14 protein-coding genes are annotated in these 13,949 nt (G+C 34.3%); 13 read left to right on the top strand and 1 reads right to left on the bottom strand.

Annotated elements, in window-relative coordinates; translation table 11 throughout:
- The first annotated feature begins 19 nt into the window (after positions 1–19).
- From OZP09_RS05235 to OZP09_RS05175, 13 genes are all read left to right on the top strand, one after another.
- Positions 20–1,189 (top strand): hypothetical protein, encoded by a 1,170-nt coding sequence (locus OZP09_RS05235; protein ID WP_269236872.1) that lies wholly within the window; start codon positions 20–22, stop codon positions 1,187–1,189.
- A gap of 21 nt (positions 1,190–1,210) precedes the next feature.
- Positions 1,211–1,723: a type VI secretion system TssO gene (gene tssO / locus OZP09_RS05230; protein WP_269236871.1), complete on the top strand. Its 513-nt coding sequence runs from the start codon at positions 1,211–1,213 to the stop codon at positions 1,721–1,723.
- Positions 1,724–1,775: 52 nt separating this feature from the next.
- Complete coding sequence (locus OZP09_RS05225) at positions 1,776–2,225, top strand: hypothetical protein (RefSeq protein ID WP_269236870.1); 450 nt, start codon at positions 1,776–1,778, stop codon at positions 2,223–2,225.
- A gap of 19 nt (positions 2,226–2,244) precedes the next feature.
- Positions 2,245–3,621, top strand: a complete 1,377-nt coding sequence (locus OZP09_RS05220; protein WP_281310409.1) for a DUF5458 family protein — start codon at positions 2,245–2,247, stop codon at positions 3,619–3,621.
- 95 nt (positions 3,622–3,716) lie between these two features.
- Positions 3,717–4,244 (top strand): hypothetical protein, encoded by a 528-nt coding sequence (locus OZP09_RS05215; protein WP_269236869.1) that lies wholly within the window; start codon positions 3,717–3,719, stop codon positions 4,242–4,244.
- Positions 4,245–4,321: 77 nt separating this feature from the next.
- Positions 4,322–5,035, top strand: coding sequence for a type 2 periplasmic-binding domain-containing protein (locus tag OZP09_RS05210; RefSeq protein ID WP_269236868.1), 714 nt, complete (start codon positions 4,322–4,324; stop codon positions 5,033–5,035).
- A gap of 11 nt (positions 5,036–5,046) precedes the next feature.
- On the top strand, positions 5,047–5,478 hold the full coding sequence (locus tag OZP09_RS05205) for a GPW/gp25 family protein (protein ID WP_223682523.1): 432 nt from the start codon (positions 5,047–5,049) through the stop codon (positions 5,476–5,478).
- Positions 5,479–5,576: 98 nt separating this feature from the next.
- Positions 5,577–5,963 carry a type VI secretion system tube protein TssD gene (gene tssD, locus OZP09_RS05200; protein ID WP_110345063.1) on the top strand — a complete coding sequence of 129 codons (387 nt, stop codon included), beginning with the start codon at positions 5,577–5,579 and terminating at the stop codon, positions 5,961–5,963.
- A gap of 128 nt (positions 5,964–6,091) precedes the next feature.
- Positions 6,092–6,487 carry a type VI secretion system tube protein TssD gene (tssD, locus tag OZP09_RS05195; protein WP_269236866.1) on the top strand — a complete coding sequence of 132 codons (396 nt, stop codon included), beginning with the start codon at positions 6,092–6,094 and terminating at the stop codon, positions 6,485–6,487.
- A 28-nt stretch (positions 6,488–6,515) separates the two neighbouring features.
- Positions 6,516–8,327 (top strand): type VI secretion system Vgr family protein, encoded by a 1,812-nt coding sequence (locus OZP09_RS05190; protein ID WP_269236865.1) that lies wholly within the window; start codon positions 6,516–6,518, stop codon positions 8,325–8,327.
- A gap of 2 nt (positions 8,328–8,329) precedes the next feature.
- Positions 8,330–9,907, top strand: coding sequence for a zinc metalloprotease (locus tag OZP09_RS05185; protein WP_281310408.1), 1,578 nt, complete (start codon positions 8,330–8,332; stop codon positions 9,905–9,907).
- Positions 9,908–9,909: 2 nt separating this feature from the next.
- Positions 9,910–10,575 (top strand): hypothetical protein, encoded by a 666-nt coding sequence (locus tag OZP09_RS05180; protein WP_281310407.1) that lies wholly within the window; start codon positions 9,910–9,912, stop codon positions 10,573–10,575.
- 486 nt (positions 10,576–11,061) lie between these two features.
- On the top strand, positions 11,062–12,900 hold the full coding sequence (locus tag OZP09_RS05175; protein WP_281310406.1) for a type VI secretion system baseplate subunit TssF: 1,839 nt from the start codon (positions 11,062–11,064) through the stop codon (positions 12,898–12,900).
- A gap of 134 nt (positions 12,901–13,034) precedes the next feature.
- Here the strand turns inward: OZP09_RS05175 and ypfJ are convergent, their stop codons facing one another.
- A complete protein-coding gene (gene ypfJ, locus OZP09_RS05170) occupies positions 13,035–13,883 on the bottom strand; it encodes a KPN_02809 family neutral zinc metallopeptidase (protein WP_269236860.1) in 849 nt (282 codons plus the stop codon).
- Positions 13,884–13,949 lie beyond the last annotated feature (66 nt).

Raw genomic sequence — 13,949 nt, 5'->3', positions numbered from 1 at the left:
AAGAAATACATAAAAAGATATGATAGAAAAACTAAATCATTTTCCCGTAAACTGGATTGACGGGATGAAAATAAACAAAAGCCATTTCTTATCCATGCAGAACAATGTTTCTGAGTTGGTAAATGATGCAATAGGAATTCATACCACCCCGATGAGTTATGGTTTACTGGATTCCGGGAATCAGAATAAGGAGGCTACAAAAATCACACTCGGAATTGATAATCATAAATTGTTGAGAGTTCGTGTAGAAGAATGTCATGCCATTACACCAAATGGTTCCAGAATTGAAATCAGCAGGAGCAGTACAGACACATTAGATCTTCAGGTTCCGTACCCGGAAGATACTTATGAAATAAAAGATGGAGAACAATTGGTTTTGCTGGCTTGTATATCGGTTAATTCTAAAAAAAGAATTCCGTTTGGAGAGCCAGATCCGGAGGAAGTTCCGCCAAGATATCCATACACGCAACCTGAATACAAGCTTCACTTAATTAAAGCTGAGGAGTTTCGTTCCGGAATTGGTTACGGAGGTTTTTATCTGGCGATCGGTAAAATTTTAATTGGTGATAATACAATCCTTGACGAAAACTATATTCCGCCATCAGTAACTGTTTCCTGTCATCCAAAACTGATTGATATGCATGCACAGATTGCCCGTACGTTTGGACAGATAGAAATTTATTCGGTTCAGATTTCTCAAAAAATTAACCGTATCCAGCAATCAGGGGTTTTACCTCAGACAGTAATTCAGTTAACAGATACGACCAGTTATTATTTAGGAAGTTGTCTTACACAGTTTCGTTGGTTCTCTTTGCATCAGCATCCTGCAGCAATGTTGACTACTGTAGTATCATTTGCAAGAGTCATCAAAAACTTTATTGATTCAAAATCGGGAGCGGGTAAAGAAGAACTGCTTAATTATTTCGCCGAATGGTGCGATATATCACAAGGAGAATTAGAAATACTTTTTGCGTCCCTTATTAACTCCGGATACGATCATGTTCATATTGATAAAACGGCAACGCTGGTCATGAATTTCCTGGTTAAGATTGAAAAATTATACGAAACCCTAAACAAACTGGATTACATAGGTAAGAAGAAAGAAAATATTGAACTGTTTGTTGCCGAAACAGATCAGAAGGATATTGTTCATACTTCTAAACGACACAGTTTTTTCATAAAAGATTAAAAATAATTACGAATAATAAATATGGAAGTATTAAACAAACAAGAACGTCAAAAAGCATTTATAGCTTTTTTAATAGCATTTATCCTGACTTTTTCAGTGATGTTAATTGCAGTATCATTTAATTTTTATATGCCAAAAGCAGAAAATAAATTACTTAAGGCAGAAAACGAAATGATGAAAAGGGAATACGATTATCAAACTAACTTTTCAGTAAAAATTGATAGTATCAGAATGACGATTGATTCTATTAATTCACCAAAAGTAGATAACGATTTTCAACAGCGTCTGGCAAATGTTATGATTGCCAATATGTATCAGAAAATACCAAAAGATACTACAGAGAATAAAAAGCTGTACAACAATATCATTCTCGCATACAAGAACATTATCGACTACAAAAAGCAGATTAGAAGCCTTACACATAATTCACACCTTATAGACAGTTTGAACCAATCGGCAAAAACGTATAAAGAAGAGCTGGAAAAAGTAAGCAGGGATCTGGACGTGTGCCGCCAGATTTATCAAAATCAATAATTAGAATTAGAGTAAAAAGAATTAATAGAATAATCACTAAAAATTAAAAATTATGTTATCAAATTATGGAATTGGAGGTAATGAAGTAAAATTAGATGCTGATGAGGCCATCAGTGCTATTCCTCAAAACAGAACACTTGTTGCTCAGAAATTAACGGTTGATGCGCCTATTAAACCAGAGTTGGTTGAAGGAATCACAAGTATCGAAAAAGCATTTGAACACTTTAAACCACAAGTAAAGGTGAACTTTGAAACTGCTGAAGGAGCAACAAAAGTGGAAGCTTTAAATTTTAAAAACCTGGGAGATTTTGGAATAAAAGGAATTACATCACAAAGTAATTTTTTATCTGAACTGGAAACAGAAAAAGACCAGTATCAAAAAATCATCCGTCAGTTAAAGTCTAACAAAATCCTGAAAGCGGCTTTAGAAGACGGAGAAGCAAAAAAAGCTTTATTAGAAAGTCTTGGAACGCTTATCAATGAACTAAAACAAAATAAATAAAATTTAAAAATACGAAGAGATGTCAAATAAAGAAGCATATAAAAATAACGACGGTGATACTGCAGTATTAGAGCCTAGAGTAATTGCAGGAGCAGGTTCAATTGAGAAAAATATTGAAAAACTGGCTAAATACGGCGGTTTTGATTTACTGGAAATGTCAATTGAAGGAATTCAGAATCTTAATCCGGATAGAAAAGCAAGAAGAAAAATTTTCCTTGGAGAAGTAAACAAAGCAAAAGAAAGAGAAACACTTTTAAAGACTTTAGAATTATGGTCTTCAGTTTTAAGCAGCAATGAAGCTTTGACTGATATGGTGGCACAAAGTGAAGACAAAAGTAAAGAGTCTGAAGCATTATTGAAAAAGAATCTTGCGAAAGCAGTTGAAGATACAAGAGAAATCGAAGCAGCTTACAGAACAGTTGCCTTGTTCTTCAAAAACACTGAAACAGATAAAGTAAAAAATGTGACGATCGTAAATGCTGATTTAGAGCAATTAAAAGATCTTGATAACACACGTTTTATCGATGCAATTCATTCAGAACTGGTAGACAATTACGATCGTTTAGATCTTAAAAACAACTACGGTATTTTGGTAATTCCAGGCTATTTAGGTTCAAATAAAGTGATCGAAAAATGGGCAAAAATTGCACATGAAAATAAAGTAATGCTGGTTACCGATTTCGAACACCTGGATGAACCGGATGATGTAATGGAAATGTTTGATGCAGCTTCTCTAACAGGTGGAGATGTGTACCGTTCTAACGTAATCATGACTTGTAACTGGTTAGTAGGACGTGGCAGATTTGACCAGATTGGTGAAAATGAAGATTTACATATAGCTCCTTCTGCAGCCCTTGCCGGAAAAATTTACAAAACATTGATGTCTCAGGTTACAGCTGGTAAAAAATTCGGTGGAATCAATGAAGTTGACGGAGTAAAATTTGATCTTAAGAAAAGTGAAATTGCGAACCTTGAAAACTTAGGACTGGTTCCTATGGTAAACGAGTACGGAAAAGTAATGGCTTTCTCTGCCAAAACATTATTCAGCGGTGATAACTTAGGGTTGCAAACCTATTCTGTAGTTCGTGTTTTTGATTATGTGACCAAAGTATTAATGGATTTCCTTAACCGTCGTGCTTTCGAAAACTTTACAGCAAAAACACGTAAAGAAATCATGAATCAGATTGTGGCTTTCCTTGACGGAATCACAGGTCCTGATAAATTAATCGAAAATTTTGAAATCCGCAGATTCGAGCAGGATCCAATTCAAAAAGACAGAATTTATATGGATATCCACATGAAGCCTTATTTCCCGGCAAAAAACTTCCTTATCAAAATGGATGGGCATAAAGGGGATGACGGAACTGAATGGGATACAGATTACGAACAAAAATAATAGTAATGCCTCTATAAAAAGGAAACATATTTTTATGTTTCCTTTTTAAACAAAACATTGATCTTTTGAATGGTCAAACCAAATAATTCAAATTTATGAACCTACTGAAAATTTTTCTTGCAGTCACTGTATTGTTACTAACTCCAAATCCGGTTAAAGCTCAAAAAATACCCGTATTAAGTGAAATAAATTGTCCTGTTTCGCAAAATGATTTGTTGCTTTCGGGGAAGCTTTTTGCAAGTGCACCTCCAATTTTGTTGAGGGTTTTTAATGAAGATTCTGAATATGCAGTATTGCAGCTTGGGAAAAGAAAAGGTAGTTTATATCTATACTTTAAAATATTTACAGATAATGTTTGTGTAAAACAGGAACAGCCATTAGAACTTTATTTCAAAAATGGGGACATGTATATTTTAAAAAATTCGTTTGCAGTAAACTGTGACGGTACTGCAGTTGTAGAGCTTACAGGTGCAGATATAAAAAAACTTAATGCCAACACCATTAATTCAATAAGATTTTATACGCTTAAAAAAGATTATGAGTTTAGTCCGAGTGCTGTGGATAATGAGAATTTAAAACATTATCTCAATTGTTTGAAAGTATATAAGATTAGAAAAAAGTAGTTAGCTTAAAATTTCAGATAGTTTACGGATAAGCTGTCTGTTTATAAAATTAAAATCATCATATAAATAGCTAAAATATGCCATTTCCAGAATTAAATCTTTCATTAGGACTTACAGATAACGAAGGTTCTGTTTTTTACGCCGGCAGCGGAGAAGGTGATGTGGTGGTAAGAACAGATTCGGCTTTAAGGAAGCATACTATAAGTATTGTAATTTCAGAGCAGGAAGTTGGAACAGTAAATCTCAAAACATTTTTTGAGACTTCTGAAATTCCTGTAGAAATTGAGGTTCCAACATATCAAATGATCGTAACGGATGATAAAACCAACGAAAAAGAAATATATAAAGTTACACGGGACACTTTTTTCTTTAAAGAGAAAACCAGAAAAAAAGGAATTTGGAGTTTTTTTGGACTGAAATTTTTAGCACCAAAGAATTTTCTTTTTGAAAATATTCCTTTCGAACCCTTAAAAGAAGAAATAGAAGTATTTGATATTTCGAAACACAGAAAATTAAATGACGAAGAACTCTGGTATACTTTTCAAAAAGAGAATCAAAATATTCAGCTTTTTGCCGGGGATATCAATACACTCAAAATTGAAAAAGGAACAAGCTATTTTATTGTTGTTGACGAAAATAAAGGCAAACGTTTTATTGGTGATATTTTGTACCGGGAGAAATTTTTGAAACTTACACCAAAAGTAACACTTAGTATTATTAAGAGGAAAAAAGTTTCTAAAGCTATAGAAACAGGATATAATGGAAAAACAGACAGGATAATTTATATTTAATTGAGGAAGATATGAAAGGAGCTTTTTATAAACTGCCCATAGATTTTAATGCTATTATTCAAAAAAAAGAATTAGAGAAAACATCCATTGAACATTCAATTGCCCAGCAGATAATTTTGCTGGCTACAACAACATTTGGCGAATGTAAATTTGATGAAACTTTTGGATCTAAAATATGGGAGATCGATTTTGATTTGCTTATGAATGAAAATACGCTTAAAGAAATAATATCGAAGACCATGAAACAATCTTTGCTTTTGCATGAGGGCAGGATCAAACTTAATGATCTCAGGGTAGAATTGTCAGAAGAAACTTTTTTTGTAGATGATATGAGCAGGGCAAAGAAGAGGGTTGACATTATAATTGATGCAACAATAAAAAGTACCAATAGAATTTTCGACTTTAAGGGATACTTTTTTGTAGGGCCATTATCTTATAAATAAAAAAGTAAATAAAATAGCGTTAATTTATTTTTAATTGTAAGAATTATTTTTATATTTGCCCTATGAATAAATAAATTAATAATTAAAAAATTTTTATTATGTCGTTTTTAACATCGTTGTCAGTAGCCGGAAAGGATTACAAAGTATTGAATGTGAGTTATGATTTAGCTCAGGAAACAGATGCTTCAGGGCGTCCATCTACAGTAACTCGTGGAGGAAGAATTATGCTTGAAGTAGAATCTACAGGAAGTACTGAATTGTTTGAGTGGATGACCAATAATTTCGAAAGAAAAGATGGTTCTGTTAAATTCATCAAACGTGATTCTAATGCTACTTTAAAAGAGCTAAAGTTTACAGAGGCTTACATGGTTAAGTACAAAGAAAACTTTGATCATAACAGTGATACTCCTTTAACGGAGACTTTTATGATTTCAGCACGCAAAATTTCGATGGGCGGAGGGGAATTTGATAATGCTTGGGTATAATCCTTTGGACTTTATCAAACTTTTTTAAGCTTGAAACTATTAAAGGGAGTCCTGCTATGGGACTTCCTTTTTTGTTTAATCAGCACTAAATCTATTTCAAATCTTTTAATAACCTAACAAATCTACAAATGAGTTTTTTATCTAAATTAAATATAGACGGAGAAGAATATAACGTACTTGCATTCAATGTAAGCTTTAAACAGGAAATTGATAATACAAGTAAACCTACCGGAAATGCCAAAGGAGGAATTATAAAAATGATTATTGAAGCTACTCAAAACAGCAATTTTCTGTCCTGGATGTTAAATGGTGATTTAACAAAAGATGGTAAAATCATTTTTTACAGAAGGGATGCTATGAGCAAAATGAAAGAGCTTACGTTTACGAAAGCATTTTGTATTGGTTATGACGAACAATTTACGAGTACTACTGAAGTACCAATGAAAATTACAATAGAATTAGTAGCTAAAGAATTGACTTTTGGAGATGCGAAATTTTCTAACAACTGGATTGCCTTAAGCTAATTGTAAAGAACCAATAAATAGTATTATTATGGGACATTTTTCAGAACAGGTACATATCAGCATAGGGAGCTTTACCCAAAACGTAGTTTATCATAATTTAGAACTGTCACAAAAGATGGCCGATCACCATCATTTTTCTTTTGTTTGGCAATATACAGGCAAAGCGATCATAAACCCTGCAGATCAGGCAAAGGCATTGCGAACCTATCTTGGGGATGAAGTTATCTTTACCTTTAAAAGCCTTACAGGAATCCGGTTGATGAGCAAAGGCATTATTACAGAACTTTCATCAATAGACCTTCATGGCAGTGCCGAAGGATTGCATGTCAAAGGCATCAGCCACACTATTGTTCTGGACGATATGAAAAAATCAAGAACCTATCAACAAAGAGGCATGAATGATATCGTGCTGGATATTTTAGCAGAAGGTCCGGGAGAATTCTATGAAAGGGATGCTATAAAATCGACCTACCTTCAGGAATTCAAATACCTGTCCCAGTATAATGAGACCAATTTTGATTTCTTGAAACGATTGGCAAGCCGATACGGGCAGTGGTTCTATTTTGACGGAATGCGGATGCAGTTCGGACAAACCAAAACCAGTAAAATAAAACTCATCAACGGGTCTTCGCTGCATGGTTTTAAAATCCAGACCAACATGGCTTCCCATAAAATTTCTTTGGGAGGGTATGATTATAATAATGCATCCAACATTCGTAATGCCTCAGCCAGAACTTCATCAGGAAGCAAAGACAGCTTCTCTGCTGTAGTAGGACATAATCAGGGAACCGTTGCCCAAAGCGATTTGAATAATGGAGCTTACACCACCAATGCCCAAAGCAGCGAAGAAATCCAGGAAATGGTCAGACTGCAGACCGCAGGCAGCGACGCCAATAGTGTTTATTACAGCGGAATATCTTATTTTCCGTTAGGGCTTGGACAGGTTTTTAGCATCATAAACCAGACTGTAGAACACGAATTGATTGTGACAGAAGTAACACACATTTCTCAGGTCCACGGAAATTATTCCTGTAATTTCAAAGCTATTCCGGCAGACGTTGCAGCCCCTCACTATACAGACGTAGATGTATTTGCGAAAGCCCAAACACAGCCAGCGAAAGTAAAAGACAACAACGATCCGGAAGGATTAGGACGTGTAAAAGTACAATTCAACTGGCCAGGCGGAAACAATTCAAGTGAATGGATTCGAATGATACAGCCACATTCAGGTTCAGGAAAAGGTTTTTACTTTATTCCCGAAATCGATGAAGAGGTTTTGGTAGGTTTTGAAGGTGACAATGCACAGAATCCATATATTTTAGGAACACAATATAATGGAAGCGCCACCAGTGGTTATGCAGACGGTCAGAATAATGTAAAAGCGATCCACACCCGTTCAGGAATCAAATTTATTTTGAACGACGGAGAGGGAAGTATTTTGATTGAAGATCCCAGCGGTAATACCTGGAAAATGGATGGTCAGGGAAATATTGATGTGAATGCACCGAAGAATTTGACTTTGAATGCCGGTGGTGATATTTTTATGACAGCTGGACAAAATATTAATTCATCAGCGGCTATGAATATTTATGAAAGTGCTGGGGGTGATAAATTAACTTCGGTTGGAATGATGCATAATGTTTTCATTGGTGGTGACAGTACTATGAATGTGAAAGGAGCACTAAATGAAATTATTGAAGGCGATCTACATTCGGAAGTTAAGAATGACAGAACAACTATTAGTGATAAAAAAATTGTAACTCATAGTAAAGAAAATTTAGAACAACATTCAGATCAGCATATACAAAATAACTCAGCAGAAAAAAGCAAAATGTTTTAATAATGAGCAGAACAAGATATGTAAATGGTAATATAACCGAAATTACAGGTGGTAGCCATAAAATATTTTCCGGAACCGGAATTGAGAATAGCTCAATGAAGCAAGTTGTTGGAGTTGGTAAAAAAGGAGGGGTAAAACACGGCAAAAATAAAAAAGCGCCTAAAAAAGAAGATAAAATAAGTTTGGCGCTCGTTGAGTTTAGAACTTTACCTACTTATACAGGCGAGTTTGGTTTTGACTGGCTGCGTATTGATGATGGAGTATTAACGCCAGAACCTGCTTATGAAACTATACTTAAAAATGGTTATGAAGCACCGAACGGAAAGGCACCCCATAGAGACAGTAATACAGAATACGAAACTCCCGCAGAAGCATTTAAAGCTTTAAAAAAACAGTATAACAAGGTAGCGGTTAAAAAAGCCGTGCCACCCGATGCTGAATATTTTATACCCTGGCTCAATATTTTCCCAAAACCATATAGCGACAGCATAACCACAACACCCAAGCCACCTTGCGAGGCAGAGCTTAAAATTTTGATACAAGTTGATGGCCCCGATGAACCGGATAAAATTCGGGTGGAGTTTAATAAAACTTATTTTGAAATAAATGGTGATGATGGTAGCGATGCCCACCCGGTACTTATTGCCGATAAAACTATTGGGGTCAAGCGCACAGCCACAGATACCTTAAAGATTAAGTGTATTGCCGAGTTTGCTGCCGCACAGGAAATAAAAGTATATGCCTATCCAAAAGGAAGCAATGGTAAAACCCCCGCAGAATTAATGGGGTTGAAGAAATTAGCGGGTAAAATTATAGTTGGGCCAAATGATGCTGCCAATAGAAAAGTGCAAAAGTTTGTTTTTGTGAATGTTAAAACAAATATTAATAGGACATTAAGATCAAACACAGGTACTTTTACCTCTGCGGAAAAAGATAGTTTACAGTATGCGCTACATCAATCACTAATTCAAGGTAATTTTGAAGATTATTCAAATTCTTTAAGTGTAAACGAATTTGACTTAACTACAGATTCTAATTTTACTATAAATACAAATGTAACAACTGGGGTAAAAACGTATGGTAAGTTTATTTATGAAAAAAATGTAATAGAGCCTCCAACAGCAAGAAGAACAGACACAACAGATGGTGGCTTATATGAAGATTATCCGGGAAAGCAAATGTTTACCTATTTACATACCCAATTCTTAGCGCAACCCGGCAATGCCGTCAAATATGCTAATCATTTTACCGTTTTTTGTTTTGGGGATATTCCATATGATATGGTCGTTTTTCCAGGAAGGGGATATTCAGGTACCTTGGGACAAGTAGAAGAGATTAAGAAAAAAAATGTATTTATATTTTCAATCCGTAATGATTATACTTTAAATCATGAGGGGCTTCATGGTTTAGGATTAGAACACACACATCCTGGAGGCACAACTACTCCATCAAAAAAGTTTATTTTTGACCTCTACGAAACTACCAATATTATGTCTTATGCTGACGCTTCACATCCGGATAACACGAAAATTACCACTTGGCACTGGCAGTGGAAAATTGTAAAATCTAATGTTAGATAATCATGACACAAAAAATAATATTAGCATTACTATTGTTTAGTGCGATAGGCTGCAAAAGTCAAGAAAAAAAAGGGAACATAACAACTCAACAAAAAGATAGTATGGAACAGTTTGATATTAAAAAATATGAGAAACTTGAAAAAGATAATAAATATGAATCCAAGGAAAATGATGTTTTTTATAGATCAGATATTACTCGATACAGGATTATATTTCAAGATGTAATACAAGTTGAAGAAAGAAAAGTAGATTCTCCATACAAATTATATAAAATATATTTTAAAAACACTTTTAATCTAAAAGGAATAGAGAAAACTTTTTATGGTTTCTCTATTGGTATTACTAAAGAATATGACGAAAATGGAGAATTAATTAAAGAAACTAATTATGATTTGCTTTATAAATTTTCAATAGAAGATTTGAGAGAAAAAATAAAAAGAGAATATAAAGTAGATATTGTTTCAGATTATAAGGATAGTGATCCAACACTAATAATTGTGAATAGATGGGAAGGGTATCATAGTGATGGGGGTATTTACAAAAAAGGAGTACCAATGTATCAGTTAAAATTTTCTATTCTGAATAAAGGAACAGTAAATTTAGAAATTAATGCCTTAAATGGAGAAACTATAATGGAAATGTTGAATGGTAAGCAAATAAAGCCATAAACAAATTTTGTATGAAATGAGTATGATCGGAAATTGGCCTCAATTGCAAAGTAATTACCGAACACCAATAAAATAAATTCAGTGAAGATAGTATAAAAATCTCAAGCGTTGACTGGACTAAAATTTATTGAAACCAAAGGTATATTAGATTCGACGTTTTAGGATGGAATAATGTAAATGAACATTTTACATTATAAGATTGTAAACACTTATATCTTGGAGGTACAACGACTCCATCAAAAAAGTTTATTTACGAAACTACCAATGTTATGTCTTATGCTGACGCTGCACATCCGGATAACACGAAAATAACTACCGGGCACTGGCAGTGGAACATTGTAAAATCTAATGTTAGATAATCATGATACAAAAAATAATATTACTATTACTATTGTTTAGTACAATAGGCTGAAATGTTCAAAGAATAGCTAATTGTTAAACTCCAGATTTAAAAGATTATAAAATATTAGATTTCAACCAACAATAATGAGACAAGAACGAATAAAAGACAGGGTATTAAAAAGAGCAGCCAGATCATGGGGTTTTTCAGATGTGGAAATGGAAACCTCATTTGATCCTGTTGTATCTATGATGTTAAATGCATTATCATATGAATTAGAAAAAGTAGCACACGAACTGGAAGACTCCAAAACTCGCGTAGTCGAAAGAGTCCTGGAAATTATGTTTCCTGAAGTTACTGCAGGGGCTAAACCAACGAGGGCAATCATGCACGCTTTGCCAATAGAAAACAATATGAAAGTTTCTATGCAAAACCAAATGATGGTGAGCAGAAGACTGCACAATATTTACAACCCCTTGGCGCCTATTACTAAAGAAATTGTTCTTTCACCAACCCTGGAAGTAAAATTATCTTCTTGTGAGGTTAAATATGTAGCTTACGAAAGAAATCTGTATGAAGTTTCTAATCTTTTTTATAAAGATGCTGTTAGGGATTACAAACATTCCTTGCCTTCCGGAGAAGTGTTTTTAGGAATAGAATTAAAAGACCCTAATGTATTGGATTTAGAGGATTTGATGCTGTACATCGATATTAAAAATATCCACCAAAAAGAAATGTTTCATTATTATCTGAAGCAAATGAAATGCTATCAGGATGATATAGAAATTAAAGTGAAAGAGGGGTATAATGTTCCGGTAAACAGTCTTGATATTGAAAACATCATAAACCGCAATTATACAAATCTGAGTGAATTGATGCAGGAAGTGAATGAGTTTTATTTTGATAATTTCTATACACTGAAAGGAGTATTAAAACATAAAAAAATAGACGAATATAATCCTGAATATAAGTTTTTTGACAATATAACAAAGCATAACGGAAATTCTGTTATTTGGATAAAAATGGTTTTCCCGGAATCTTTAATTCCTCAAATATTAGATAACGTGTCTTTTACGGCAAATTGTTTTCCGGTGATTAATAAAAAACGTCATGTGATAAACAAAACTCTTGGAGGATTTTTGTCATATGTAGCATTAGACACAGGTAACGATATTTATCTGGATGTTGATGCGGTTGTGGATACATATGCAAATCATTATGAAATTAAAGATTTTAGCGATGGTGTACTCGAAGAAGGAAATGCGGTATTACGTACAGGAGGAGTTTCGAGGTTTGATTCCAGGTCAGCTTCAGAACTGCTTCAGAATGTATTGGACTTATTAAAAGATGAAAGTTCTTCTTTTGCTGGTTTAGGAAAAGATTTTATGAATAGTTCTTTGATAGAGATTAATCAATTACTAGCCTCTGTTGAACAGCAAGCTAAAGAAAGTAATTTTTCTAAAAATAATGACCCTTATTTAATGATTAAACCTAAAGTGAATGAATCTTCCGGGAAAACATTTACAATCAGTTATTGGTCAACTTGTGCAGAAGACGGTAATGACATTAAAGCCGGAACGGTTTTGGAAGCCAAAGATGATTTGTTTTTTATGAGTAAGGAAACAATCCTGGTTACCAATACAGTAGGAGGGACAAACAAACAAAACAATAAAGACCGAATTTTAGAATACAGAAATGCTCTGTTGACAAGGGGAAGGATAGTAACTTTTGCAGATATAAAAGCATTTAGTTTTAATCATTTTAAAAGTTATATTAATGATGTAAAAATTGAAAAAGGCACCCGAAAAGAAATTTCAAGTAAAGCAGGTTTTAGCCGTACTGTTGATATTCATATAAAAACCAATCAGGCAGAAAAAGAATCTTTATCAGTAACAGAGTGGGATTATTTGTGTGAAAGCTATATGAAAAACCTAATGAACAAATCTTCAAATGTGTTTCCGTATCGATTATTTATAGAGAATTAGTTTCTAAATCAAGGAATAGATAATTATTATCAAAAATCCATTTTGCAATTTGTAAAATGGATTTTTTAGTTTTAAATAAAAAAGCATGACTTTAAGATCATGCTTTTACTGGTTAATTATGGTTGGTTTAAATATTATCTCACTTCGTTAAATGTATTTCCCTGATGAAAATCACCGCTGCTAAATCCTTTTTTAAACCAGTACATACGCTGCTCAGAAGTACCGTGTGTAAAGGAATCGGGTACAACCTGGCCTTGCATTTTACTTTGGATAGCGTCATCCCCAACGGCATTCGCAGCACTTAGCGCTTCTTCAATATCACCGGTATCCAGGTTTTCCTTATTGTAATGGGTCCATACTCCGGCATAAAAATCAGCCTGTAGTTCCAGGGCAACAGATAATTTATTGGCCTCGGCTTCGCTTTTTCCTTCCTGGGCTTCACGCATTTTGGCTGAGGTGCCAAGTAGGGTTTGCACATGATGGCCTATTTCGTGGGCAATAACATAGGCAATGGCAAAGTCACCTCCCTTCGCACCAAACTTAGTTTTGAGCTCATCAAAAAAATCAAGGTCCATATACACTTTCTGATCCCCCGGACAGTAAAAAGGGCCTGATGCCGAAGAGGCACCACCGCAGGCAGTTTGCACAGATCCTCTAAAAAGTACCAGTTTAGGGTTTTTATAAGTCATGCCGTTTTCAGCAAAGATTTTACCCCAGATGTCTTCGTTATCAGCTAGTACAACACGCACAAAATCGCCCATTTCTTTATCGGCTGTACTTAACGGGGCTGCTGTCTCAGTTTGTTGCGGGCTGCCTTGAAGTTGTTCTAAAGCACTTCCTACAGTTTTGCCGGTTTCACCCCCAAAAACATTCAGCAGTAAAATAATAATCCCGATAACACCGCCTCCCAGAACCGCTTTTCCTCCAGAGAAACCTCTTCTGTCTTCAACATTGTCACTTTGTCTTCTTCCTAACCATTTCATAAAAGAATATATTTTTAAGTTAATTGGGGAATTTATCCAATACTAATTTATATTTTTTTTAAGCAA

Origin of the sequence: Flavobacterium flavigenum (assembly GCF_027111255.2) — a bacterium.
In the GTDB taxonomy this organism is placed as follows: domain Bacteria; phylum Bacteroidota; class Bacteroidia; order Flavobacteriales; family Flavobacteriaceae; genus Flavobacterium; species Flavobacterium flavigenum.
This window is presented reverse-complemented; position numbering and strand designations above follow the sequence as displayed.